General features: G+C 67.4%; 22 protein-coding genes. 11 read left to right on the top strand and 11 right to left on the bottom strand.

Features of this window, described 5'->3' with window-relative positions; all coding sequences use genetic code 11:
* Positions 1 to 56: 56 nt before the first annotated feature.
* The 3 genes from ACWPMX_RS08195 to ACWPMX_RS08205 all read left to right on the top strand — a co-directional run bounded on the left by ACWPMX_RS08195 (position 57) and on the right by ACWPMX_RS08205 (position 3962).
* A complete protein-coding gene (locus ACWPMX_RS08195) occupies positions 57 to 467 on the top strand; it encodes a DUF779 domain-containing protein (RefSeq protein WP_455699543.1) in 411 nt (136 codons plus the stop codon).
* Positions 468 to 570: 103 nt separating this feature from the next.
* A complete protein-coding gene (locus ACWPMX_RS08200; RefSeq protein ID WP_455700749.1) occupies positions 571 to 1719 on the top strand; it encodes an FIST N-terminal domain-containing protein in 1149 nt (382 codons plus the stop codon).
* On the top strand, positions 1719 to 3962 hold the full coding sequence (locus tag ACWPMX_RS08205) for a PAS-domain containing protein (RefSeq protein ID WP_455699544.1): 2244 nt from the start codon (positions 1719 to 1721) through the stop codon (positions 3960 to 3962). Before ACWPMX_RS08200 ends, ACWPMX_RS08205 begins: the two co-directional genes overlap by 1 nt.
* Before the next feature lie 6 nt (positions 3963 to 3968).
* On the opposite strand, the gene ACWPMX_RS08210 is transcribed toward ACWPMX_RS08205, so the two are convergent.
* The 4 genes from ACWPMX_RS08210 to pedF form a co-directional block, all read right to left on the bottom strand.
* On the bottom strand, positions 3969 to 4652 hold the full coding sequence (locus ACWPMX_RS08210) for a response regulator (protein WP_455699545.1): 684 nt from the start codon (positions 4650 to 4652) through the stop codon (positions 3969 to 3971).
* Between the two features lie 69 nt (positions 4653 to 4721).
* Positions 4722 to 6440 (bottom strand): methanol/ethanol family PQQ-dependent dehydrogenase, encoded by a 1719-nt coding sequence (locus tag ACWPMX_RS08215; protein ID WP_455700750.1) that lies wholly within the window; start codon positions 6438 to 6440, stop codon positions 4722 to 4724.
* Positions 6441 to 6588: 148 nt separating this feature from the next.
* Complete coding sequence (locus tag ACWPMX_RS08220; protein ID WP_455699546.1) at positions 6589 to 7455, bottom strand: substrate-binding periplasmic protein; 867 nt, start codon at positions 7453 to 7455, stop codon at positions 6589 to 6591.
* A gap of 2 nt (positions 7456 to 7457) precedes the next feature.
* On the bottom strand, positions 7458 to 7901 hold the full coding sequence (gene pedF, locus ACWPMX_RS08225; protein WP_455699547.1) for a cytochrome c-550 PedF: 444 nt from the start codon (positions 7899 to 7901) through the stop codon (positions 7458 to 7460).
* Between the two features lie 137 nt (positions 7902 to 8038).
* Between pedF and ACWPMX_RS08230 the strand changes: the two genes are divergently transcribed.
* The 5 genes from ACWPMX_RS08230 to ACWPMX_RS08250 all read left to right on the top strand — a co-directional run bounded on the left by ACWPMX_RS08230 (position 8039) and on the right by ACWPMX_RS08250 (position 15423).
* Entirely contained in the window at positions 8039 to 9007 is a 969-nt protein-coding gene (locus ACWPMX_RS08230; RefSeq protein ID WP_455699548.1) for a PQQ-dependent catabolism-associated beta-propeller protein, read from the top strand.
* A gap of 123 nt (positions 9008 to 9130) precedes the next feature.
* Positions 9131 to 10540, top strand: coding sequence for a porin (locus tag ACWPMX_RS08235; protein WP_455699549.1), 1410 nt, complete (start codon positions 9131 to 9133; stop codon positions 10538 to 10540).
* Between the two features lie 100 nt (positions 10541 to 10640).
* On the top strand, positions 10641 to 12665 hold the full coding sequence (locus ACWPMX_RS08240) for a TonB-dependent receptor plug domain-containing protein (RefSeq protein WP_455699550.1): 2025 nt from the start codon (positions 10641 to 10643) through the stop codon (positions 12663 to 12665).
* Between the two features lie 2 nt (positions 12666 to 12667).
* The gene (locus ACWPMX_RS08245; protein ID WP_455699551.1) at positions 12668 to 13189 is read left to right on the top strand and encodes a cytochrome b; all 522 of its coding nucleotides are present in this window, start codon (positions 12668 to 12670) and stop codon (positions 13187 to 13189) included.
* Positions 13189 to 15423 carry a TonB-dependent receptor gene (locus ACWPMX_RS08250; protein ID WP_455699552.1) on the top strand — a complete coding sequence of 745 codons (2235 nt, stop codon included), beginning with the start codon at positions 13189 to 13191 and terminating at the stop codon, positions 15421 to 15423. Before ACWPMX_RS08245 ends, ACWPMX_RS08250 begins: the two co-directional genes overlap by 1 nt.
* Here ACWPMX_RS08250 and ACWPMX_RS08255 read toward each other — a convergent pair.
* Positions 15420 to 16364: a quinoprotein relay system zinc metallohydrolase 1 gene (locus ACWPMX_RS08255; RefSeq protein ID WP_455699553.1), complete on the bottom strand. Its 945-nt coding sequence runs from the start codon at positions 16362 to 16364 to the stop codon at positions 15420 to 15422. The two genes, ACWPMX_RS08250 and ACWPMX_RS08255, sit on opposite strands and share 4 nt — an antisense overlap.
* Positions 16361 to 17152: a quinoprotein dehydrogenase-associated SoxYZ-like carrier gene (locus ACWPMX_RS08260; RefSeq protein ID WP_455699554.1), complete on the bottom strand. Its 792-nt coding sequence runs from the start codon at positions 17150 to 17152 to the stop codon at positions 16361 to 16363. Before ACWPMX_RS08260 ends, ACWPMX_RS08255 begins: the two co-directional genes overlap by 4 nt.
* 91 nt (positions 17153 to 17243) lie before the next feature.
* Here ACWPMX_RS08260 and ACWPMX_RS08265 point away from each other — a divergent pair, with 91 nt between their 5' ends.
* Entirely contained in the window at positions 17244 to 17798 is a 555-nt protein-coding gene (locus ACWPMX_RS08265) for a rhodanese-like domain-containing protein (protein WP_455699555.1), read from the top strand.
* A gap of 11 nt (positions 17799 to 17809) precedes the next feature.
* Complete coding sequence (locus ACWPMX_RS08270; RefSeq protein WP_455699556.1) at positions 17810 to 18103, top strand: EthD family reductase; 294 nt, start codon at positions 17810 to 17812, stop codon at positions 18101 to 18103.
* 46 nt (positions 18104 to 18149) lie between these two features.
* Here ACWPMX_RS08270 and ACWPMX_RS08275 read toward each other — a convergent pair whose 3' ends face one another.
* Positions 18150 to 18704, bottom strand: coding sequence for a c-type cytochrome (locus tag ACWPMX_RS08275; RefSeq protein ID WP_455699557.1), 555 nt, complete (start codon positions 18702 to 18704; stop codon positions 18150 to 18152).
* Positions 18705 to 18872: 168 nt separating this feature from the next.
* Here ACWPMX_RS08275 and acs point away from each other — a divergent pair, with 168 nt between their 5' ends.
* Positions 18873 to 20762, top strand: a complete 1890-nt coding sequence (gene acs / locus ACWPMX_RS08280) for an acetate--CoA ligase (RefSeq protein ID WP_455699558.1) — start codon at positions 18873 to 18875, stop codon at positions 20760 to 20762.
* Here the strand turns inward: acs and ACWPMX_RS08285 are convergent.
* From ACWPMX_RS08285 to ACWPMX_RS08300, 4 genes are read right to left on the bottom strand one after another with little or no spacing between them, the layout of a single operon-like run.
* Positions 20759 to 21907 carry a carbohydrate porin gene (locus tag ACWPMX_RS08285; protein ID WP_455699559.1) on the bottom strand — a complete coding sequence of 383 codons (1149 nt, stop codon included), beginning with the start codon at positions 21905 to 21907 and terminating at the stop codon, positions 20759 to 20761. The genes acs and ACWPMX_RS08285 overlap by 4 nt on opposite strands.
* Positions 21904 to 22485, bottom strand: coding sequence for an FMN-binding negative transcriptional regulator (locus ACWPMX_RS08290; protein ID WP_455699560.1), 582 nt, complete (start codon positions 22483 to 22485; stop codon positions 21904 to 21906). The genes ACWPMX_RS08285 and ACWPMX_RS08290 overlap by 4 nt, the downstream gene beginning before the upstream one ends.
* Positions 22482 to 23480, bottom strand: a complete 999-nt coding sequence (locus tag ACWPMX_RS08295) for an alpha/beta hydrolase (protein WP_455699561.1) — start codon at positions 23478 to 23480, stop codon at positions 22482 to 22484. Before ACWPMX_RS08295 ends, ACWPMX_RS08290 begins: the two co-directional genes overlap by 4 nt.
* Entirely contained in the window at positions 23417 to 24595 is a 1179-nt protein-coding gene (locus ACWPMX_RS08300) for a PepSY-associated TM helix domain-containing protein (RefSeq protein WP_455699562.1), read from the bottom strand. The genes ACWPMX_RS08295 and ACWPMX_RS08300 overlap by 64 nt, the downstream gene beginning before the upstream one ends.
* Positions 24596 to 24870 lie beyond the last annotated feature (275 nt).

The following is a 24870-nucleotide window of genomic DNA, read 5'->3' on the forward strand; positions in this document are numbered from 1 at the left end:
GGAAATCTCGGGCAGGCGGGGATTTCCTCGCCTGCCCATTTCGCCGTCTGGCGGCTATGACGGAGGCCCTGCCACCACGCGTCCTTGCCACGCCCGAGGCAACCGGCTGGATGGAGCGGCTCGCGGCCACGCACGGCCCGCTGATGTTCCACCAGTCGGGCGGGTGCTGCGACGGCTCGGCGCCGATGTGCTTCCTGCGCGGCGAGTTCCGGGTCGGCGCGCAAGACGTGCTGCTGGGCCATGTCGCGGGTGATACCCCGGTGTGGATCGGCCGCGCGCAATTCGAATACTGGCGGCATACGCAAGTGACGATCGACGTCGTACCGGGCCGCGGCGCAGGGATGAGCCTCGAGGCGCCGGAGGGCGTCCGCTTCATTGTCCGCAGCCGCATCTTCACCGACGACGAAGCGAGCATTCTTCAAGCGGCCGGCGATCCGCCGACCGGCGATACCTATACCGCACCCTGACGACCGCGCGATTGCGCCTTGAAGGCGCGCACGAGGCCTCTACGGTGCGCATGACAATCGAAGACCCGAAAACGGGCACCGAAGTTGGGAGAAACGCGTGCACGTGCCACGCCATGGCGGAACCGACGGAATCATAGCGGCATCCTCGCACGCCGCTGATCCCGCGCGCGCCGTGGCCGAGATCGCCGAGGCGGTCGGCGATCGCAAGCTCGCCGGCGGCTTGCTCTTTTGCTCGCACCGTTTCGCGCGTGACGAGCTCGCCGGCGCGATTTGCGCCCATCTTGGTCCCGTACCGCTGATCGGCTGTACCAGCGCGGGGGAACTGACCGCCCGCGGTTACGATACCGACAGTCTGCTGTTTGTCGGATTTCCCGCCGACAGCTTCACCATGTTGGTGCTGCCGTTCGCCGACCTCGACGATTTCGACCGCGAGAATGCCCAGCGGCAGATCCGTCACCTTGCGGCCAATGCCCGGCAGGAAGGCAGCTCGCTCGGCACTCACCTCCATCAGGCTGCCCTGTTCCTCGTCGACGGCCTGTCGCACCGCGAGGAAGTGCTGACGATGACCGCGCAGGATGCGCTCGGCGATATCCAGCTCATCGGGGGGTCGAGCGGAGATGGCCTCCTCTTTCAGGAAACTTTCGTGCTGTTCGGCGGCCGGTTCCACCAGGATGCCGCAGTCATCGCGATCCTCACCAGCAACCGCCCACTTCATGCCTTTTCGGCCAATCACTACCGGCCCGGCCCCGCCAAGATGGTGGTGACCGAAGCCGATCCCGAAAGCCGCGTGGTGTTCGAGATCAACGCCGCGCCCGCGGCGGAGGAATACCGCCGGCTCGCCGGGCGACCGACCGAACCGCTCGATGCGGCATTCTTTGCAGCGCACCCGCCGATGGTTCGCACCGGGGGTACCTATCACGTTCGGTCGATCCAGACCGCCAACCCCGACGGCAGCCTGACGTTCTACTGCGCGATCGACACCGGCATCGTGCTGACCATCGGGGAACCGATCGATCGCGTCGCCCAGATGCGCGACCTTTTCGGCGAGCTGCAAAACCACGTCGGCGATGTCGATCACATCGTCGGCTTCGACTGCGTGCTCAACCGGATCGACGCCGAGCAGCGCCAGCTCGTCGGCCCGGTCTCGGCGCTCTATTCCGAGCACGGCGTCGTCGGCTTCAGCACATATGGCGAGCAGTTCCTCGCGGCCCACGTCAACCAGACCTTCAGTGGTTTGGCGATCGGGCGCTGATGGCCTCGCGCACAATCCGCCCTGTCGCCGGGGAAGTGGACGAAGTCGCCGCGCTGCGCGAGAGGATGCGGAGGCTGGAGAAGATCAACCAGGCGCTCATAGACCGGGTCGAGCGGTCGACCGACATTCAGGGCAGCGCGTTCTCGATGTTCGAAACCGCGATAACGCTCGAAGCGATGGTTCGCGAACGGACCGGCGAACTGGAAGAAGCGCTCGGACGGCTGGGCGTCGTCAACGCCGCTCTCGAGACCGCGCACCGCGATGCCGATGCCACCCGCGCGCGCCTGCGCGACGCGATCGAAAGCTTGTCCGACGGGTTCGCCCTGTACGATGCGGACGACCGTCTGGTGATGTACAACCGGGCCTATCTCGGGTTCTATCCCGAGGTTGGAGCGCACGGCGAGGACGGGCTGACATTCGCGCAGATCGCCGAGATGATCGGCCGCAGCGGCGGAACGGTCGGCTCGCTGATTTCGCCCGAGAGGTGGATTGCCGACCGGCTCGCCAAGCATGCCAGCGCTGCGGGTGCTCACGTCCAGGCGCTCGCAGACGGGCGTTGGGTGCAGATCAACGAACTCCGCACCAGCGAGGGGGGCACGGTCGGTATTTATACCGACATCACCGAGGTGAAATCCGAGGATGCGCGCGAGCGCGCTCGCGAACTCGCCGAGAAGAGCGCCATATTGCAGACCACGCTCGACACGATCCGTCTTGGCGTGGCGGTGTTCGATGCGGAGCGGAACCTGGTTGCGTGGAATGGCCAACTCCTGCGCACGATTGGCCTAGCCGAGGACGAATTCGCGCTCGTCACTACGCATCCCCGCATGCTCGAGACATGCGAACAGCTTAACGGGCCGCTGGGTTCCGAACGACCGCTTGACTGGCTGCCGGCCGGTTCGGCCGAAGTCGTGGCGCTGCGCCGACAGAGCAGCGGGCGCGTGGTCGAGGTACGCCGCGCGAGCATGCCCGGCGGCGGGATGGTGATGACGTTCGAGGACGTGACCGAACGGCTCGAGGTGGCCGCCACGCTGGAACGACGGGTCGCCGAACGAACCACCGAGCTCGAAACCGAAGTGACCGAGCGGCGGGCGGTGGAGGCCGAATTGATCGCCGCCAAGACCGCTGCGGAACACGCCAACCGCTCCAAGACCAGCTTCATTGCCGCCGCCAGCCACGACCTGCTCCAGCCGCTCAACGCGGCGCGCCTTTTCGTATCGGCGCTCGACGAACGGCGTCTGCCGGAAAAGGCGCGTGGCCTCGTGGGCCAAGCCGGCGTCGCGCTCGATTCGGTCGAGGACCTCCTAGAAGCGTTGTTCGAAATCTCGCGGCTGGACGCCGGGGCCATCGAACCCGAAGTCGCGCCCATCGAACTCGACCGGATCCTCAATGCGCTTCGGATCGAATTCGGTCCACTCGCACGCTCGGGCGGGCTGGCGCTCGACATTCCGCAGACGGGCCTCTGGGTCACCAGCGATGTGCGGATGCTGCGCCGTATCCTGCAGAACTTCGTGTCGAACGCGATCCGCTACACCGATGCCGGTAAAGTCCGCGTGACCGCCACCGACAGCGACGAGACGATCACGATCACCATCTCCGACACCGGTCCGGGCATTCCGGAGACCGAACGCGAGACCGTGTTCGAGGAGTTCCGGCGCCTGGAGCCAGCGCGAGGCCGCCCGGGCAAGGGATTGGGCCTGGCGATCGTCAAGCGGATGTGTGCTGCGCTCGGCCACGACATCGCGCTGGTATCGGAAATAGGAAACGGGTCGGCTTTCTCGCTGACGGTGCCGCGCGCAGAGCCGGGTGAAACAGTTGGCGAGCCGCAACGCCGCTCGGCCCACCGCCCAGCCCTTGCCAGCGGCAAGGTCATCGTGATCGACAACGATCGCGACATCCTCGAAGGCATGGCGGCGCTGCTCGACAACTGGGGAATCGAGGTGGTTACCGCTACGGACCCGGACGCTCCCAATGCCCTGGCGGCTGCGCGGGCAGGAGCCGGCCTCGTGATCGCCGACTATCACCTCGATGGCGAACTGACCGGGGATGAGGCAATTCGGCGCCTGCGCGCCGTTCACCCAGGTACGCTGCCGGCAATCGTGATCACCGCGGATCGCAGCAAGGAAGTGAAGCAGGACCTGCTCTCGCAGGACCTTCCGGTGCTGACCAAGCCAGTCAAACCGGCGCAGTTGCGCGCCTTGCTCAGGCAGATCGAAGGTACGGGAAGTGCCGCGAACGGCAGCTGATCGCCGTCAGTCGCCGATTCCGATCCGGTTCGCCAGTATCACCGCCTGGGTGCGGCTGAAGACGTTGAGCTTCTGCAGGATCGCCGAAACGTGGGCCTTTACCGTCGTCATCGACACATCGAGCTCGTGCGCGATCTGCTTGTTCAGCCGACCGGCTGCGAGATGGCCGAGCACCACGCGTTGCTGCGGGGTCAGGCTGTCGATGCGCTTGCGGATCGACTCCTCCTCGCGCGATTGCGGGTCGTCGTTGAGGACGTCGGGCACGTAGATCTCGCCCGCGAGAACCTGCATCAGAGCGTCGACGATGGCTTCGCTGCGCAGCGATTTGGGCACGAACCCGGCAGCACCCGCCGCCAGCGCCTCGCGCACCGTGGTGCGGTCATAGGCGCCCGAGACCATCACCACCGGCGTGCTCGGGAAATCGTCGCGCAATTGCTGGAGACCCGAGAGGCGCGAAGTATCGGGAATGTTGAGGTCGAGGAGGACGAGGTCGACCTCGTCCACTTCGCCGAGCCGCTCGATCGCTTCCTCGAAGCTCGCGGCCTCGTAGATCGCGCAGTCGGGAAAGCTGGCCTGAAGCAGGCTGCGCATCCCGTCACGGACCAGCGAATGGTCGTCGACGATGAGCACCCGTTCGGGCGTGGGCGTGTCGCTTACCGGGACCATCATTTCCGTCGTCGTCGCGAGCATCGATGTTTCCGTTACAGAAGCACGGGCATCGCGTGAAGGGAGACCACGCGATGCCCGGCTATCCTGCGCCTATTTCGCCAGCTTGAACACCCAGAGCGCGCCGCCCTGGCTGATGTCCTTGAAGGTCTTGGCGACCTCGCCGCCCCACAGCGGGACCGCGCCGCCCCAGCCCGACATGACCGCGACGTACTGCTCGCCGTCCTGCGTCCACGTCACCGGCGAGCCGACCACGCCAGAACCGGTGTTGAACTTCCACAGTTCCTCACCGGACTTGGCGTCGAATGCCTTCAGGTAGCCTTCGGGCGTGCCGGTGAAGACGAGATTGCCGCCGGTGGACAGGACCCCGCCCCACAGCGGAGCCTTGTTCTTGTATTCCCACACGATCTTGCCGGTCTTGGGATCCATCGCGCGCAGGGCGCCAATGTGATCGTCCGCGATCGGCTTGATGGTGAACCCGGCGCCGAGATAGGCCGCGCCTTTCTTGTAGGCGACCGGCTCGTTCCAGATGTCCATGCCCCAGTCGTTCGAGGGGATGTAGAACAGGCCGGTGTCCTGGCTGTAGGCCATCGGCATCCAGTTCTTGCCGCCGAGGAACGAGGGCGACGAGAACACCACGGTGCCCTTCTCGCTGCCGCTCGGCGCTCCCGGCCGGTTGGCGGCGATGAAGTTCGGACGGCCGGTCTTGTCGAAGCCATTGGCCCAGGTCGTCTGCATCACGAACTTGTTGGCCGAGACGAACTTGCCGTTGGTCCGGTCGAGCACGAAGAAGTACCCGTTGCGGTCGGCCTTGGCGCCCAGCTTCATCGGCTTGCCGCCAATGGTCGCGTCGAACGGGATGAACTCGTTCACGCCGTCGAAGTCCCATCCGTCGTGCGGCGTGGTCTGGTAGTGCCACTTGATCACGCCGGTATCGGCGTCGATCGCCACGGTCGACGCGGTGTAGAGGTTGTCGCCGGGGCGCAGGTGGCTGTTCCACGGCGCCGGGTTGCCGGTTCCGAAGTAAAGCAGGTTCGTGCCCGGATCGTAGGTGCCGCCGAGCCAGGTCGCGCCGCCGCCGGTCTTCCACAGGTCGCCCTGCCAGGTCGCGTTGGTCTTGCCGGTGATCCCGTTGTCCTTGCCGTTGAGGGTGCCCATGTGGCCCTCGATGACGGGACGGCTCCAGACGAGCTCGCCCGTATTGACGTTGCGCGCCTGGACCGCGCCAACAGCACCGAATTCGCCGCCCGAGTTGCCGGTGATGACCATGTCCTTGACGATCAGCGGCGCAGCAGTGGCCGAATAACCCGCCTTGTAATCGGCGGTTTCCTTGTTCCAGATAACCTTGCCGGTCTTCCGGTCGAGCGCGACGAGGTGCGCGTCGAGCGTGGCGAAGATCACCTTGTCGCCGTGGATCGCGGCGCCGCGGTTGACCACGTCGCAGCAGGGCATGATGCCGTCGGGCAAGCGGGCATCGTACTGCCACAGCTTCTCGCCGGTGCGGCTGTCGAACGCGTAGAGGCGAGAGTACGAGCCGGTGACGTAGATCACGCCGTCGTAGATCAGCGGCTGCGATTCCTGGCCGCGCTGCTTTTCGCCGCCGAGCGATGCCGAGTAAACCGGCACCAGCTTCTTGACCGTGCCGGTGTTGATCTCCTTGAGCGGGCTGAACCGCTGCTGCCACGGACCCATGCCATAGCTGACGACGTCGCCGGGGGTGTTGGCGTCGTTCATCAGGTCCGCGTTGGTTGGCCCTTCGGCCATCGCCGGGTTCGCCAGCGCGGTGCCGGCAAGCGCGAGAGCCGCGACCATCTTCGAATAGGTGCCCTTCATCCTTCCCTCCTGTATCATTCTTGTCGAAGCGGCCCGCCGCGTTGATCGCGAACGGTTCCGATTACGAAGGGCAGCCTATCCCCGCCCTGCCAGCCAACAATTGGACCTTAGGCTTAGGCGCGGGGCCTCAGGCGTGCGGTCTGGTGATCTCGGCTGCCTGCCACGCGACACCGTGCGAAGCGAAAATCGCCGCGAGCCGTCCGTCGGCAGCCATTGTCTCGACCGACTCCTCGATAGCGAAACCCAGGCTGCGGCTGTTTTCCTTGACCGCCATGCCGATGTCCCACCCCTTGGAGGGGAGCAGCGGCAACGGGCTCTTGCGAAGCTGGGCGCGCTGGTCGGGGTGATCCTTCATCGCCGCCTCGATCTGCGCGCGGGTCGCGACCGCGAAATCGGCCGTCCCTTCATGCACTGCGCTGGCCGCCGAATACCCGTCGGAGAAGTGCTTCACATCGCCCCGCAGGACGCCGCCGAAACTGCCCATGAGGTAGATGTCGGGGATCGATTCCATCTCCGCCGCGACCGACTTGCCGACGAACAGCTGCGGCGGTGCATCGCAGTTTTTGGTTTGCGGACTGCAGACGGCCGTGAAGTCCTCGCGGTAATACGGCGCCACGAAGACCACCTGGTCCTCGGTCTTGGCAAACTCCTTGTCGAACGGCACGTGCAGCATCACGTCGCACGCCTGGAAGCCGAGCAGGCCGCCACGCCAGACGACGTTGCGCAGGTCGTCGGAGACGCTTTCATCCGCCATGAACAGGACGATCTCGGGCCGCAGCCCCAGTTCGGCCGCAATCGCCTTGCCGAGGTCGACGTCGATCCCGGCCGGCCGGCCTTCGCTCTCCCACGACCAGGGACGGTTGTCCTTGTAGAGCCCGATGCGGATTCCGCCTGTCTCGCGCAGCTTTTCCAGCGGCGCGGCAGCGATCGGCGCACCGCATGCGAGAGCGCATACGGTTCCCGCAATGCCGCCGAGAAACCCCCTCCGCTGCACGCCTATTCTTCCGAGTGCTGGGTTTCGAGCCACGCGCGGATCGCCCAGCCCGCCTTCTGGCCGAGCACTTCGCCGAATGGGGGCATATAGACCTTGCCGTCGCGAACTGAGCCATGCTGATAGCGCTCGAGGTACCATTCGTCGCCGGACTCGCCGAGTTCGAGGTAGCGCAGGTCGGGCGCGATGCCACCGCTGATCGCCTGCAGGCCGTGACACCGCGCACAGTTCTGGTTGTACGCCGAGGCGCCGATTTCGATCGCCTTGGCATTGCCCGAATAGGGATTGGTCGTCGCCCAGACGTCGTTGCCGCCGGCGATGTCGGGCAGCGCGCTGGTGTCAACCGCCTGCGGCGTCACATCGCCGTGGGCGAGAAGCTGCGGGGCCATCGCCACGCTCAGCGAAATCGATGCGATGCCGAGCAGCGCCCGGCCGAAGGTCTTGCTCATATCAGGTATCCTCTGCGCCCGGATTGCGTTCCCGAAGGGCTCTTGTTTGAACCTCTGATAGCCCGATGCACGGCGCCTCACCCATTGTACTTTCGCACAATACCCGCGCACTCTCGTGCGGGACTAAGTTCCCCGCCATGCTTGGGAAAGTGATCTGGGGGGCAATGGCGGCGGGTCTCGTGCTGGCTGCGCCGGCGTCGGCCGAAACCGCCTATGTCAGCAACGAACGCTCCGACTCGATTACCGTCATCGATCTTGCGACGGGGACGAGGGTCGCCGACTTTCCGGTCGGTCGCAGGCCGCGCGGGATAACCCTCAGCCGCGACGGCAAGTACCTGCTCATCTGCGCCAGCCTCGACAACACCGTGGAAGTCCGCGACCGCGCGACGGGTGCCTTGATCGCCCAGCTCCCCGCAGGCAACGATCCCGAACAGTTCTTCGCCTCGCATGACGGCAAACTGCTGTTCGTCGCCAACGAGGACGATGCCGCGACGACCGCAATCGACCTCTCCCGGCGCGAAGTCGCGTGGCAAATCGCGGTCGGCGAGGAGCCGGAGGGCATCGCCCAGAGCCCCGACGGCAAGTGGCTGCTCGTCGCGAGCGAGGAAGACAGCATCGTCTCGTGGATCGACATCGCCACGCGGGAGACGGTTGCCGAGACGGAAACTGACGTGCGCCCGCGCCACATCGAGTTCACGCCCGACGGCAAGCAGGTGTGGATAGCCGCCGAGATCGGCCAGAAGGTCCACGTCATCGACGTTGCCACCCGCGAGATCGTGGAGACGATCGACTTCGCCCCACCCGGCGTCGTTCCTTACAAGGTGCTGCCCTGCGGCATCCGATTCACACCCGACGGCAAGACCGCGATCGTCGCTCTCGGTCGGGCGGATTCGCTCGCGTTCATCGACGTCGCCAGCCGCAAGGTCACCGGTTATCTCAAGGTCGGCGGTCGCCCGTGGCACCTGGCAGTGACGGCTGACGGGCGCCGCGCGATAGTCGCCAATGGCACGAGCGACGACGTGTCGGTCGTGGATGTTGCGGCGATGAAAGTGGTCGGCACGATCCCCGCCGGGAAGGGCCCGTGGGGCGTCGCGATCGCGCCCTGATGCTTCGTTCGCCGAGCCTTATCCCAAAGTCTCACAACCAAAGTCCAATTCCTGCGCGCCCCTGCCCGGCGCATCCTTTTCGCGGCCGCTTAAGACGGCGAACAACGGAAAAGGGGGAAGGACATGCTTTCCAGGACACTCCTGCGCGGTGCGGTTGCGGCCGTCGCGCTCTGCGGCTTCAGCACTCCGGCACTGGCCGGCAGCTCGGAAGCCCTGCTCAAGCGACTTCACGAAAAGGGCATCCTGACGGACGAGGAATACGCGACGCTGCTGGCGCAGGAAAAGGCCGAGGCCCAGGCCGTGGCGGTTGCGGCATCCAGTGCGCCCGCGATGGCCAAGGCGGAAGGCGCGCTCGATGCCAACCGCCTGGTCACGATGACCGAAAGCGGTATCGGCCTCAACGTGGGTCCGGCGACGATCAGGTTCTCGGGCTCGGTCAACGGATTCTACGTCCACGACAGCCCGCAAACGGCCGGGCCGACGACGACGGTAGTAGGCGGCGTCGCCAACGTGGGCGGCAACAACACCAGCTCGGTCCGCAACGGCCTGCTCCCCGGTTTCCTCAAGGTCGACGTAACGACCAAGCAGGCGGGCCTCGACATCGGCGCCCATTTCGGGATGTACCCGGGCATCAACAGCACCGCCTGGGGCGTGCTGGGGGCCAACAACGGCGGCCAGCCGACCGCGCTGGCGACGGCGGGCATCGACTTCCGCCAGACTTACCTCACGGTCGGCGGCGGGTTCGGCGAATTCAAGATCGGGCGCGATATCGGCCTGTTCGGGTCGGAGGGCATCCTCAACGACATCACGCTTCTGTCTGGCGGCACGCCGGGCAGCAACGTGGCGCCGGGCAACACCACGCTCGGCCGGATCGGGGTGGGATACATCTACACCGACTTCCAGCCGCAGATCACCTACTCCTCGCCCAACTTCGGCGGTGCGCAGGTCTCGCTCGGGGTGTTTCAGCCGCTGTCGTCGCTCACCGGCCCGGCGCAGTCCAACAGCAACCCCGGCTACCAGGCGAAGATCTCCTACGACGCCAAGCTGGGCGGGATCGGCACCCGGTTCTGGGTCTCGGGCCTGTCGCAGAAACACAACTCGCTGGGCGGCGTCAGCTACACCGGCCGCGGCATCGACCTGGGGTCCAAAATCACCGCGGGCCCGGTCACACTGGTGGGCTACTACTACGACGCCAAGGGCCTCGGGACCACGGTGCTCAACCTGTTCGACACCGACTCGGCCGGCAATCCGCGCAAGAGCCACGGCTTCTACGGGCAGGCGATGGCGATGTTCGGCAAGTTCTCGTTGGGCGGCAGCTACGGCGAAAGCTCGCTGGACTATGCCAACGCCGCCGACGCGCTGGCCAACCCCGCCCTGCTCGACACCAATTCGAGCTGGGTCGGCCAGGTTCGCTACGGGCTGACCAGATGGGTCACGCTCATCGGCGAGTACACCGCGTCGAAGGCCGAAGCACACAACGGCAACACGGCGAAGAGCGACACGATCGCGCTGGGCGGGATCCTGTTCTTCTAAGCTTGGCCGCCCCGTCGGGCCGCATTATGCACACCAGGGAACCGGCGGCCGTCGCAATGGCGGTCGCCGGTTCGACTCTTTCTGACAGGTGCTTTTCCTCGTGACACGTTCGGCTTTCCTCCTGCTCGGTTGTGCATCGACCTCCCTTTGCGTCGGCACGCCCGCCCGCGCGAACGCGGGTGACGAAGCCGAAGGTCCGGTCATCGTGGTGACGGGAGAAGGCCTGCCCGAAACACCCGCCACTCCGGCCTATGGAACGCAGGTCATCGATCGGGAGGAGATCGTCTCGACGGGTTCGGGACGGATCGAGGATGCGCTGGCGAACGTCGCGGGTTTCCAGCAGTTCCGCCGCTCCGACAGCCGCTCGAGCAATCCCAGCGCGCAGGGCGCTACGCTGAGAGCCCTCGGCGGCAACGCGTCGAGCAGGGCGCAGATCCTGCTTGACGGCGTACCGATGGCGGACCCGTTCTTCGGTTACATCCCGTTCAGCGCGATCGCGCCCGAACGGCTCGCCAGCGCGCGGGTGACGCGAGGCGGCGGGTCGGGCCCGTTCGGCGCGGGCGCGCTGGCCGGGACGATCGAGCTGACCAGCGCCGATGCCGCCGCGCTCGGCCCCGTCAGCGGGCAGGCGCTCGTCAACGATCGGGGCGAGACCGAGACCAGCCTCACTGTCGCGCCGCGGCTCGGCAGCGGCTTTGCGACGATTTCGGGGCGTTGGGACCGGGGCCAGGGGTTCTGGACGACTCCGATCGCCCAGCGCGTACCCGCATCGGTGCGCGCGGCTTACGACGCGTGGTCGGTCCAGGCGCGCGGGGTCGCGCCGGTCTCGGACACGATCGAGCTGCAGGCCCGCGCCATCGCCTATCGCGACGAACGCACGCTGCGGTTCGCGGGCGCGGACACCTCGATGGAAGGGCAGGACGCCTCACTCCGCCTCGTGGGGCGCGGAGAATGGCAGTTCGATCTCATCGGCTACGTCCAGGCGCGCAACTTCACCAACGTGGTGGTGAGTTCGACCAGCTTTCGCCCAACCCTCGATCAGCGCAACACGCCGGCCACCGGCATCGGCGGAAAGCTCGAGCTGCGCCCGCCGATGGGTGAGGCCAACGTGCTGCGGCTCGGCGTCGATTACCGCAAGTCGGTCGGCGAGCTCTACGAGACCGCGCTGAATGCGACGACCGGCGCGGTCACCCAGCGCCGCAATGCGGGCGGCACGAACACCGACCTCGGTTTCTTTATCGAGAACGACCTCACGCTCGGCGCGTTGACGCTGACCGGCGGCGCACGGGCTGATCGCACGACCATCCGCGACGGTTTCTTCATCGCCCGCGGGCCGACGGGGGCGACGGTCAGCAACCTGGCCTACCCCGACCGGGGCGACTGGGAGGCTTCGTTCCGGGGCGGCGCGGTCGCGCGGCTCGGCGGCGGGTTGCGATTGCGCGCGGCCGCCTACACCGGCCTGCGCCTGCCGACGCTCAACGAGCTCTACCGACCGTTCACCGTCTTCCCGGTCACGACGCAGGCCAACGCGGCGCTGCGCAACGAGCGACTGAAAGGCTTCGAGGCGGGCGTCGATTTCGCCCCTTCCGATGCGGTCGCCCTGTCGCTGACCGGCTTCGACAACACCGTGAAGCGCGCGATCGCCAACGTCACCATCGGCACCAACCTTCGCCAGCGGCAGAACATCGACGCGATCGCCGCGCGCGGGATCGAGGCGAGCGCGGGGCTGACCTTCGGCGCGTTCCGGCTCGGCGGCTCGCTCGCCTACACCGACGCCGAGGCGCGTGGCAGCGGCGTGGCCGCCGCACTCGACGGCAAGCGACCCGCGCAGACTCCGCGCTGGGCGGCGGGCGGCTCGCTGGCGTGGAGACCGACCGCGAACGCGCTGGTCTCGCTCAGCGTCCGGCACGTCGGCCTCCAGTTCGAGGACGACCTCGAGACCGATCGGCTGCCCGCAGTGACGACCTTCGATGCGTTCGTGCAGGTGCCGCTGTCGGAGCGGTTCGCGCTCGTGCTGCGCGGCGAGAACCTGACGGATGAGGACATCGTGACCCGCAACCAGGGCGGGTCGATCGACTACGGCACCCCGCGCACCGTTTGGGCGGGTATCAAGGTGGGGCTGTGACGATGCCCGACGCCGTCCGCTACAACGCGGTCGCCCGCACGCTGCACTGGACGATCGCGCTGCTGGTGGTCTTCAATCTCGCGAGCGGACTGGTCAATGAAGCGCTTGAAAACACTGTTCGACTGATCCCGCTGCACAAAGCAGTCGGCCTGACGATCCTTGTCCTTACGCTCGTCCGCATCGGCTGGCGGCTGACATGGGCCCGGCCGCCGTACCCGGTGACGATGTCGCGAGCGGAAGTCGGCGCGGCGCAGGCGGTCCATGTGATATTCTACATCCTGATGCTGGCCATGCCGCTGACCGGATACGTCATGGCGTCGGCGGGCAAGTACCCGCTCGAGTGGTTCGGCCTGTTCGACGTGCCGAAGGCGGCGATCGTGCGCGACAGCGCGGTCTACACGCTCAGCCGCACGGCGCACGGCTTGTTCGGCTGGCTCTTCCTCGGCCTCGCCCTGCTCCACGTGGCGGCGGCGCTGCGCCATCACTTCGTGCTGCGCGACGAGGTCCTGCGCCGGATGCTCTGATGCGGCTGGTCGGCCTGGTCCCCCTGCTCGCGGTCGCCGCGCCTTCCGCGGCGCAGGAGATCGTCGTCATCGCGCCCGGCGGGTCGGTCGACGCCGACGAGGTGAGTGAGGTCAACGGCAAGGCGATCACCGCCGCCCCTCGCGCAGACCTTGCCACCGCCCTTGCGCGCGAGGCACCGGGCGTCTCGATCTCGGAGGCGCAAGGCAACCCGTGGGCCGCCTCGATCACCTGGCGCGGCTACACCGCCGGCGCGCTGCAGGGCACCGAACAGGGCATGGCGGTCTACCTCGACGGAATCCGCTTCAACCAGCCGTTCGGCGATACGCTGGCGCTCGACCTGCTACCCGAAGCGGCACTGGCCGGCGCCCAATTGCGCGAGGCGAGCCCGGTCTACGGCCGCAATGCGCTCGGTGGCGCGCTGCTGCTCACCACCGTGTCGCGGCGCGAGACGCCCGGCGGCGAAGTGACCGCGGGCGGCGACAGTTTCGGCGGCTTCGGCGGCACTGTGTCGGTCGGCGGACCGCAGGGGATGCTAGTGCTCGACGCCCAGCGGGACCACGGCTGGCGCGACGAAAGCCCCTCGCGTCTCCTCCGGGGCTTCGCCTCGGTCGGGCACCAGGGCGACGGCTGGGCGATCGACGCCAAGCTGGTCGGAGCCGACACGAGCCTCCACGGCAACGGCGTCGCCCCGGTCGAACTGCTGGACGCCGATTACGACGCGGTATTCACCACGCCCGACATCATCGATTCGCGGTACTGGCGCGCGGCGCTGCTGCCCCGGATCGACCTCGGCGAGACGGGCCGCATCGAAGGCACGCTGCACTACCAGTCGTTGCGGCGCGGTGCGCTCAACGGCGACCTTGCCGATTTCGACGCGTGCGACGCTGACGTGCGCTTCCTGTGCCTCGAAGGCGCCGACGACGAAGCGAGCGATCCGCTGCTCGATCCTGCCGGGAATGCCGTCGCGGCCGATCCTGGGGTGGACGACTATGCGGTCACCAATCGCGGCGAGGAGCGCACCCGCGGCGGCGGAGCGGGCATGCAATGGCTCGACGAGCGCGAGACTGCCGGGGGCGAGCGCCGCTTCGCGCTCGGCTTCGCCTGGGAAAGCTACCGCACCGTCTTCGCTGCCGAGAGCGTGCTGTCCGAGCTGGAGGACGATCGCTCGGTCGAGGAAATCGGAACCCTCCTCTCCTCCGCCAGCGGTGCATTGACCCCCGTCTCGGTGGTGTCGAAGCTGCACGATTTCGCGGTTTTCGCCAGTGCCGAGATCCCGCTTGCCAAGGTTCTTTCGGTCGAGCTCGGTGCGCGCTGGTCGGACAATCGCGTGCGTCTGATCGACCGCATCGGCACAGCGCTCAACGGCAGCCACCGCTTTCGCGACTTCGCTCCGTCGGCCGAGATCGATTTCCGGCCCGCCGATGGCTGGTCGGTGAGCGCAGGCTATGCCGAGACGAGCCGCAATCCGACCCCCGCCGAACTGTCGTGCGCTGAGCCGACCAGCCCCTGCGCGCTCGCCAACTTCTTCGTTGCCGACCCGCCGCTCGATCCGGTCAAGGCGCGCAGCTTTCATGCCGAGGCGCGGCGATCGGGCGAGAGCCTCGACGGCCATCTGTCGCTCTGGCGGAGCGACAGCCGCGACGACATCCGCCACATCGCCAGCACCGTGCGCGGCCGCGCCTACTTCGTGAACCTCGGCCGCAGCCGCCGCCAGGGAGTAGAAGCCGCGCTCGAGTGGCGCCCCGGCCGCTGGCGACTGGGCGCCGATTACGCCTTCACCGACGCCCGCTTCCGCTCAAACTTTACCGTCAGCAGCCCGGCGAACCCGGAAGCGGACGATGACGGCACGATAGAGGTAGAGGCGGGCGACCGGCTCCCCGGCATCCCCCGTCATGCGCTGAACCTGCGCGCCGGATATGCCGGTGAAGGGTGGACCGTCGCCGCCAACGCGCGCCTGCGCTCGGGTCAGGTGCTTGCCGGGGACGACGGCAACGACAACGCGCCGGTTCCGGGATATGCGGTGTTCGGCCTGCGCGGCGACGTGGCCATCGCCCGCGGTGTCACGCTGCTGTGGGAGGTGCGCAACCTGCTGGACCGCAAGTACGGCAACTTCGGCACCTTTGCCGAGATCGACGACATCGACTTGGCCGAAGCGCCCGGTGCCGACGATCCGAGGGCCTATGCGCCGGGGATGCCGCGAAGGATATCCGCCGCGCTCCGCTTCGCGTTCTAGCCGTCGACCCGGGGCAGCATCTCCGCTTCCAGCACAGGGTAGAAATGGACGACGCTGCGCTGCAGTTCGTAGCGCGCGGCCTGCATTTTGGCGAACCGGTCGGGGATCGGCATCGCGCCCGCCTCGGTCATGTCCAACCCCCGCGCCACCGCATCGCGCAGCGAGCCCTCGAGCCAGTCGAGCCAGTCGCGCGTCTGCGCGATGGCACGCCCCTGGCGATCGAGCGGGCCGTGGCCGGGGACGAGCGCCTTGTGCGGGATCGCCTTGAGCGCAGAGAGACTGGCGCGCCATGTCGGCAGGTGCGCGTGCGGCGTTGCCGGGGCGCGGTCGTGGAAGACGAGGTCGCCCGCGATGAGCGTGCCGGTCGCCTCGTCTAGCAGCGCGAGATCGGCGCCGCTGTGTCCGGCGAGTGCGAACAGGCGCAGCCGCCGCCCGCCGATCGTAACCGGACCGTCGGCGACGTCGCCAGTGGGCAGGATGACTTCGGTCCCGGTCATCCAGCCCGACAGCATCCGGTACATCGCATCGGAGAACCCGCTGCCGTCGCGCTCGATCTCGGTGCGGGTGCCGGGTAACGCATGAACCTGCGCCGCGCCGAACGCCCCGGCACCGAACGCATGGTCGGGATGGAGGTGGCTGAGGTAGACCGCGGCGGGCTGCTTGCCGGTCACCTGCTCGGCCAGGTTCGCCAGCGCCTTGCCATAACCGAGCGAGGGTCCGGCATCGTAAAGGATCGCACCCGCGTCGCTCGCCAGGATGACGCCATTTGCGATCGCGCCACCGTTGGCGAAACCGATCGCCTCGTCGGCGCCGCGAACCAGCCAAACGCCATCGGCGACCGGCTCCGCGACAGGCGCGTAGGTGCCGCCGTATTGCTCGGCGCGCGCGGCTGCGGGTAGCGCCAGCGCGCCGGCGATAGCGGCCCTGCGGCTGAACTTCACGGTCGGGCGGAAGCGATCCGGCGGCCGCTTGCGGGTGACAGCGCGCCGGTGAATTCGAGGCCGTTGGTGTCGCGCGCCGCGACCGCCAGTGGGTCGCCCGAGGCGTCGTTCACGATCACCGTGAAGGCGGGATCTTCGGCGACCGAGCCGTAGACCGTCATCTCGGCGAGCTTTTCGCCGCCGGCTCCGGTGACGGTCAGCTTTTCGATGTTGTAGGCCGGGATGTTCTCGACCAGCCCGGTGTCCATCGGGTGCCGGAAGGCGACCCGCACGCGCGTCTCGCCGCCCTCGGCCCAGGCCGCCCCGCGCATCTCCCCGAGATGTTCGGCCCAGTCGCCCTTCACCCGGCTGAGCGGGGGCGCGGAGCATCCTCCGCCTGCCGCGTCGACCCACTCGCTGGCGACGTGCCAGGTGCCGTCGGCGGTTAGCACTGCGGCGCGAACCGGGGTGCGCTGGTCGAGCTTCATCCGGGTCGCCACGAACGGCGCGGCGGCGACCGGGCGATAATCGATTGCGACCGGGATCGGATTGAGGTCGGCGAAGAGCACGATTCGCTGGACGTCACCCAGGCCGCGCGCGTCGATGGTGACCGGCAGCGCGCGCTGGTTCTCGGCGATCATCGGCAATTCAAGTTTCACACGCGGGTCAAACACGACCGGCGCCCCGCCGAAAATGCGGGCCGCATGGTATTCCCACATCGGCGATGCCAGCGGATCGGGGGGCGGGTCCTGCGCAATCGCGGGAGCGGCAGCGCAAAGCAAGGCGAGCAGGATCGTCGGGCGCATCATACCAAGGTCGTATGTATCGCGCGCGCGATCACGCGCACATAGGACTTTGGGACAAAGGGCGCTTGGAGTGCCGTGGAGGATTTGCGTGCGAATGACGGCAGCGCTGGCGGTCCTGGCTCTGTCGCTCGGCACCCCCGGTATCGGGCAGGACACCGTATTCGACGCACACGGCTACCGCACCGCACGCTATCGCACTCCGGTTACCGCCGATCCCGCGCCCGCAGCCCGCATCGCCCTGCCCACTGCCATCGAACTCGCCAAGCAAGGCGACGCGCTGTTCATCGATGTCATGCCGGCCGAAGGCGGCGTTCGCGACCCGACGACCGGTCGCTGGCGTTTGTCCCTCGAACACGAGACCATCGCGGGGGCCGCCTGGCATCCCGAAACGGGCCGTTCGCCAGTCGACCCGATACTCTGGCGCGGCCTCGAGCGAGCGGTCGCGAAAGCCCGCAAGCGCCAACCAGCGAGGCCGGTCGTCGTGTTTTGCCGTGCGGATTGCTGGATGAGCTGGAATGCCGCCCGGCGGCTCGCCAGTCGCGGTCTACGGGGCGTCTGGTGGCTGTCCGAAGGGACCGACGGCTGGCACGCGGCCGGTCTAAGGCTTGTCACCACCCGCCCCGTTTCGGTACCGCAATCACAACCCTGAAAGGACGCCCGATGCCCAAGATTGTCGTAGCCTACCCCCGCCATGACGGCGCGAAATTCGATGCCAATTACTACACCGGCACGCATATCCCGTTGGTGGAGAAGCACTGGGCTCCCGCCGGAATGACCGGAGCCGATGTTCTGTGGCCGGCGGGCGACGACCAGCCCTTCGCGTGCATGGTGGCGCTCGACTTCGAGAGTGACGCCGCGATCGACGCCGCGTTGGGCAGTGCCGGAACGCCCGAGATCATGGGCGACGTGGCGAAGTTCACAGACATCCAGCCGACGATCTACCGCACTCGTTAAACGGCGTCGGCGGCGCGGGAATGCGGACGCCCGCGCCGCCTCCCATTCAACGCTGCTGCTTCAGGTAATCGATGATTTCCTGGCGCTTGGCAGCGTCCTTGAGGCCGGGGAAGCTCATGCGATTGCCCGGCACCAGCGCGCGGGGGTTCTCGAGCCATTTGTGCAGCGTCGCTTCGTCGAACACGAGGCCCGAATTCTTGAGCGGTTCGGAAAACGCGAAGCTGCCTTGCGCGGCTTTCGCGCCATAGGTGCCCCAGAGGTTCGGGCCGAGCTTGTCCGCGCCGCCCTTGGTCGCATCGTGACACACCGCGCAGCGCGCCCAGCTTGCGGGCGGTGCGGCAGCAGCGACTTTCACCGGTGTCGGCGTCGGGGTCGGGACCGGTTTGGCGGACGCGCTCGGCGTGGGCGTCGGGGTGGCCGTGGCGCTGGCTATCGGATCGGGCGCGGCAGTCGCTTCGGCGGTCGGCACGGATGCGGCCTCGGATGCGGGAGCGATCGCGGCAGCAGTCGCGGCCGGTTCGGCGGCGTCTTCGGTGCCGCCCGAACAGGCCGACAGGGCGAGCGCCAGCACGGAACCGGCAAGGATGGGGCGAAAGTGCATGTCAGGTCCTCTCGTCACGTAAGACTGTGCTTTGCCCTCGCATCGCACGCGCCGCACACCGGCGACATTGCACCTTTGTCCAACCGGCGGCCGCATCCGGCCAAAGTGCAATGGCGCTGACTGCCCTCCCCCCGTTAGCGTTGCCGCAAGACACCCTGGGAGGATGCCATGACCCCTGCCGAAGCGCTCTCCGCGCGCCATGCCGCGCTTGCCGCCAACGCCGAATCCTATTGGCTGGGCGAAGCCACCCGGCTCGACTGGTCGCGCTTTCCAACGCAGGCCGACCGCAGCAGCTTTGACGAAGCGGACTTCGGTATTCGCTGGTTCGAAGACGGCGAGCTGAACGTCTCGGTCAACTGCATCGACCGCCACCTTGCGACCCGCGGCGACAGTCCCGCGATCGTCTTCGAAGGCGACGAGCCCGGCGAAGGGCGTACCCTCACCTACCGCGAACTGCACGGCGAGGTGTGCCGGATGGCCAACGCCCTCAGATCGTGCGGCGTGGCCAAGGGCGACCGGGTTGCGATCTATATGCCGATGATCCCCGAGGCGGCGATCGCGATGCTCGCGGCCTCGCGGATCGGAGCGGTCCACTCGGTGGTGTTCGGCGGCTTCTCGCCCGACAGCCTCGCCGACCGGATCGAGGACTGCGGTGCGCGCGTGCTGGTCACCGCCGACGAGGGACTGCGCGGCGGCAGGCGGGTGGCGCTCAAGGCGAATGCCGACAAGGCGCTTGAACGCGCCAAGGTGGAAAAGGTCATCCTCGTTCGCCGCACCGGATCTCCGGTCAACGTCGTCGCGGGCCGCGACCTGTGGTGGGACGATCTGCGCGAGGAAGTCTCCGCCGACTGTCCGCCCGAGCCGGTGAATGCAGAAGACCCCCTGTTCATCCTCTACACCAGCGGCTCTACGGGCAAACCCAAGGGCGTGATGCACACGACCGGCGGATACCTGCTGTGGGTCGCGAGCACGTTCGACCTGCTGTTCGGAGCAAGAGACGGCGACCTATTCTGGTGTACTGCCGACGTGGGCTGGGTCACCGGGCACAGCTATGTCGTCTATGGTCCGCTCGCCAACGGCGCGACGACGGTCATGTTCGACGGCGTACCAAGCTACCCCGACCACGGCCGGTTCTGGGAAACCGCCAGTCGCCTCGGCGTGACGATCTTCTACACCGCCCCCACCGCGATCCGCGCGCTGATGCGCGAGGGCGACCAGTTCGTCACCGCGCACGACCGGTCGAAGATCCGCCTGCTCGGCACCGTGGGCGAGCCCATCAATCCCGAGGCGTGGGAATGGTATCACCGCGTCGTCGGTGAAGGTCGGTGCGAGATCGTCGACACATGGTGGCAGACCGAGACCGGCGGCGCCCTGATCGCCCCCGTTCCCGGCGCGACCGCGACCAAGCCCGGCAGCGCCACGCTGCCCCTGCCCGGCGTGGCCCCACGCCTCGTCGATGCGGAGGGCAACGAACTGGCTGGCGCGACCGAGGGCAACCTCGTCCTCACGCAGAGCTGGCCTGGCCAGATGCGCGGGGTCTGGGGCGATCCAGAACGGTTCTTCCAGACCTATTTCACGACCTATCCCGGCACCTACTTCACCGGCGACGGCTGCCGCCGCGACGAGGACGGGTACTACTGGATCACCGGCCGGGTCGACGACGTCATCAACGTCTCCGGCCACCGCATGGGCACCGCCGAAATCGAGAGCGCGCTCGTCGCGCATCCCAAGGTCGCCGAAGCGGCGGTCGTGGGCATGCCGCACGATATCAAGGGCCAGGGCATCTACGCGTTCGTCACGCTCAATGCCGGCGAAGACGGCTCGTCCGAACTGCGACAGGAACTGCGCCAGTTCGTGCGCGGGGAAATCGGGCCGATCGCCTCGCCCGATGCGCTGCAGTTCGCGCCTGGCCTGCCCAAGACGCGATCTGGCAAGATCATGCGCCGCATCCTGCGCAAGATCGCCGAGGGCACGCCCGACCAGGTCGGTGATACGTCTACGCTGGCCGATCCGCTGGTGGTCGAAGACCTGATCTTGGGCGCGCGCGAGCTTGCCTAAAAGCGAAACGGCTCGAACGTGACGCGCAGGCCCAGCGCTTGCGCGTTACGATTTCCTGCAGCGCTCGACCGGCGGATGAGTTGCAGATTCGGCTGCACCGTCAGCCACGGCGCGAGCCGGTGGGCAACGGTTGCCTCGATCACCGTCTCGTCGCGGAAGTCGGAATCTGCGCGGCGCTGCGGCTTGCCCGCAATGCCGTGCGCGATCGCAAGGCCCGCGAGGGTCGCCTCGCCCAGCGCCAGCGTCAGCCCGGCAGCAAGGAACCCGCTGAACGGATTGGTCGCGCCGGATGCGATGCCGGCGCGCACGAAGCCGTTCAGCGCACAATCTTCGCCGCCCGACAGGCAGGTCTCGCCTCGCAGGTACGCGCCCTGGCTCGCCGACGCGCCCGTGCCGTCGATCCGCGGTTGCCCCTCGCTGTAGCGCCACGCACCGCCGATCACCCGTGCCGCTCCGAAGGCGACGTCACCCTCGACGATACCGAGCGCGCCTTCGCCCAGGATGATGGCCGTGCGTGCGGGATGCGCCGGATCGCCGGGTACAGCGTCGAGTACCGCGGCGCGCAAAGTCGCCCCGGGCGCGACCTCGACCGCAAGCCGCGCTGCGAGGCTGGTCACGGGAAAGATCGAAGGCCCGTTTGCACCGCTCTGCGAAATGTCGGGGCCGATGCCGTGCGCGCTGCCGATGAACAGCGAAGACGTTTCGAGCGCGTCGAACTCGGAATTGAGATCATAGAGGCCTGCGCGCAGGCTGGCACCGGGCGCGAAGTCGTGTTCGATCCAAGCCTCGTAGAGCCGCAGCGCGCGCACGCCGGTCTCGATGTTACTCGCAACGAACGCATCGCCGTTGAGTTCGCTCAGCGACTTGCCGTTGTTGTACAGAACGTAGGCGAAGGCGCGTGTGCCGGTGATGCCGGCCAGTTGTTCGAGGTCCGCCGCCAGCGTCACATCGACATTGTCGAGATAACGCCAGCCTTGGCCGACGCCCCCTTCGGCGCGCCACACATCGGCGGTGTATACGACATCGAATTCCAGTGGATTGGCCGCCGTTTCCGGTTCGAGCGGCGGAGGATGCGCGGGCGGGTCCGCCCACGCTGCGCTCGCGGAAAGCAGCGCCGCTCCCGCGGCGAGCGTGCGGGCGATCATGCCCCGTCTCCTGCTGCCAGCCACTCGCCAAGCGAGGTTCCGGCATAGGCTGCGCGGATCGATTTGCGAGTGTCCGGGTCTTCGTCCTGCCCGAGCTTGAAGCGCGGGACAGCCTCGGAAATGTCGGCTCGAAACCCGATAACGCGGGCAAGCAAGGCCTCGGCCCGATGCGCGACCGCATCGATGCGCCAGCCATCCGGCCCTTCCATCAGCGCCACGGCCGCCTCGACGGCTTCGCGCGTCAACGCCTCGTCGATCGCGATCTCGCCCGTCAGGCGGGCGGAGGTGAAGTTCCAGGTCGGCGCCCAGTCGTCGCGTCCGGCCATCGCGGGCGAGACGTAGCCGTTCGCGCCGAAGAACAGGAAGCTCGCCCGTCCATCGCTGCCGAGCCGATCGGTGGCCGGGGCGCGGCGCGGCAAGTGCCCGAGCAGCGACAGGCCTTGACCATCCCGGCTGGCGACCACCGGCATCAGGATCGCCGCCTCGACCGCCGTATGCGGGACGATCCAGCACATCGGCGTTTGCGCCAGGAACCTGTCGAGATCGGCGTCCGCGACGTCGGTGAACGGTCCCCTCATCCGGTGAGTTTGTTCCTGAGCCACGCCGACGCCTCGGCCAGCGCGCGGTCGGCGAGCGGGGAGATGCTCACCGCCTCGAGGAAGCTGTGTGTCGCGCCGCCATAAACCACCGCGGTCACGTCGACGCCCGCCGCTTCCATGCGCCGGGCCATCTCGCGGTTCTCGTCGGCGAGGATGTCGCATTCGGCAATGCACAGGAATGTCGGCGGCAATCCGGTCAGGTCCGCCAGCAGCGGCCGCGCGACCGGATCGGGCGAGCGATCCTCGCCGCGATAGTTCCGCCAGAAGTCGTCCATCTCCCGCGGAGTGAGCATGTAGGCATCGCCGCCGTAGCGGGCGTGGGTATCGCGTACCTCTTCGTCGAAGGCGCCGTAGCTGAGCAGCATGGCCTGGACGAGCGGCTCGCCCCGGTCGCGGGCGCGGACCATGCTGGCGACCGAAAGATTGCCGCCCGCGCTGTCGCCGCCGATCGCAAGCCGCCGCGAATCGAGACCGATGGAGGCGCCCTCCTCGCGGAGCCACGCCAGCACCTCGGCGATCTCGTCGAGCGCCACAGGAAACCGCGCTTCGGGCGACAGGCTGTAATCGATCCCGACCACCGCGCATCCTGCCCGCGCGGCGTATTCGCGCATCAGGCGGTCGTGGGTGTCGAGGCTGAAGGTCGTCCAGCCACCGCCGTGGATGTAGACCAGCGTCGGCAAAGGCGCGTCCGTCGTCGGTCTGTGGATCCGCACACCGACATTCGACGGACCGACCCGGCGGTCCTCGCTCGAAGCCATGTTCGGGCCGCCGGCACGCCACGGCTCGCGCACCTTTTCGGCGGCGGCGCGGCGCGCCGGAAAGTCCGCCGGTCCATCACCGAGGTGCTCGGCATAGGCCGCGTTCACGCGGCTGACGAACTCCCGGATGTCCGGATCGATGTCGTCGCCGTTCATGCTGCCGCCCTCGCCCGCCTGGTGCGCCGGGCTGCGACCCGCGACTTGCGCTTCTTCCACCAGATGTAGACTCCCGTCAGTGATTGCAGCAGCGTCGCCAGCCCGAGCACGAAGACCAGCACCACGGTCGCCACGCCGAAGATTTCGCCGCTGTGCAGCGGATAGACGACCCGGATCGCCTTCAGGCCCATGCTGTCGCTGTAGGGATCGACCTGGTGGCGATAGGCGCCGGTGTTAGCGTCGACGTAGTAGTCCACCGGGCCGAGGTTCGAATAATCGAGCACACCCTCGGGCGAGTATTTAACGCCGTAGAAGTTCCACTCCGGCAGGTAGAGCATCGTCGCGGGCTTCCACTCGAGGCCGGTCTGCGCCGCGTGCGCCTGCGATGCGGCAAAGCCTTGCGCGAGCGACATCGAGGGTGTCGCGCCTTCGGGAAAAGGCGCTTCGTCGTCGAACAAATCATGCTTCAGCGGCGACATCGCGGTGACCGCGGGCGCATAGAGCTCGCCGAAGAAGTTCATCACGAACGAAGTCGCCGCGAGCAGCAGGAGAAACGGGAACAGCCACAGCGCACTCGCGCGGTGAAGGTCGAGCAGCAGGCGCGGCGTCGGGCTCGAGCGGCGGAATTGCCAGGTGCGCCACCAGCTCTTCCAAAAACTGCCCCGCTCCGGCAGCGTGAGATAGAATCCGGCGAGCGCCGAGAGAAACCACCCGAGCGCGACCACGCCGAGGAACCAGCGCCCCCAGTCGCCTGCGACGAGGTCGAAGTGCAGATCGGCCACGCCCTTCACGAAAGAGCGCGGACCGATGCCCGGCTCGCTCTTTCGCCTACCCAATTCGGCGCCGGTCGCAGGCTCGATGAATACCTCGTCGAAATCGGGTGCCGTGTGGCCGGGCTTGGCAGCGACGGTCAGCGCGATCGAGCGGTTCTCGCCGGGATGGAGCGGGAAGCTCAAAGCCTGAAGGTCGGGATGGGCCGTTTGCCACTTCGAGACCGCGGCGATGCTCGCCTCGGCGGTGGCGGCGGTGGACCGCGCTTCGAACAGGTCGCGATTGAGGGCATGGTCGATCGGCGCGCGGAACACGAGAATACACCCGGTGATCGATGCGATCGCCAGGAAGACGAACGTCACCAGCCCGGTGTAACGGTGGATTTGCAGCAGGGCGTTGCGCATCGTGTCCCCTCGGTCGTCGACCCGTGGCCGTTCCCGTCACGACGAGCGGCCAGTTGCCCGATCGTGATAACCGGGGTCCGATCGAGCGTCATCGCGCGGGGGGCCAAAGACCATCGCGAAGGGGACAGAAACGGTTGTTGCAATTAGTTCGCAATATCATATGAAGGCTGCAGTCGACTTGTGTCGGATTTACTTCGTCAACATGGCCGATTCGGAACGATGTTCGGCCCTATCACGCAAACATGTTGCGCTGCGGTAGGATACTATCGCCGCTC

Source organism: Tsuneonella sp. HG094 (genome assembly GCF_053819285.1).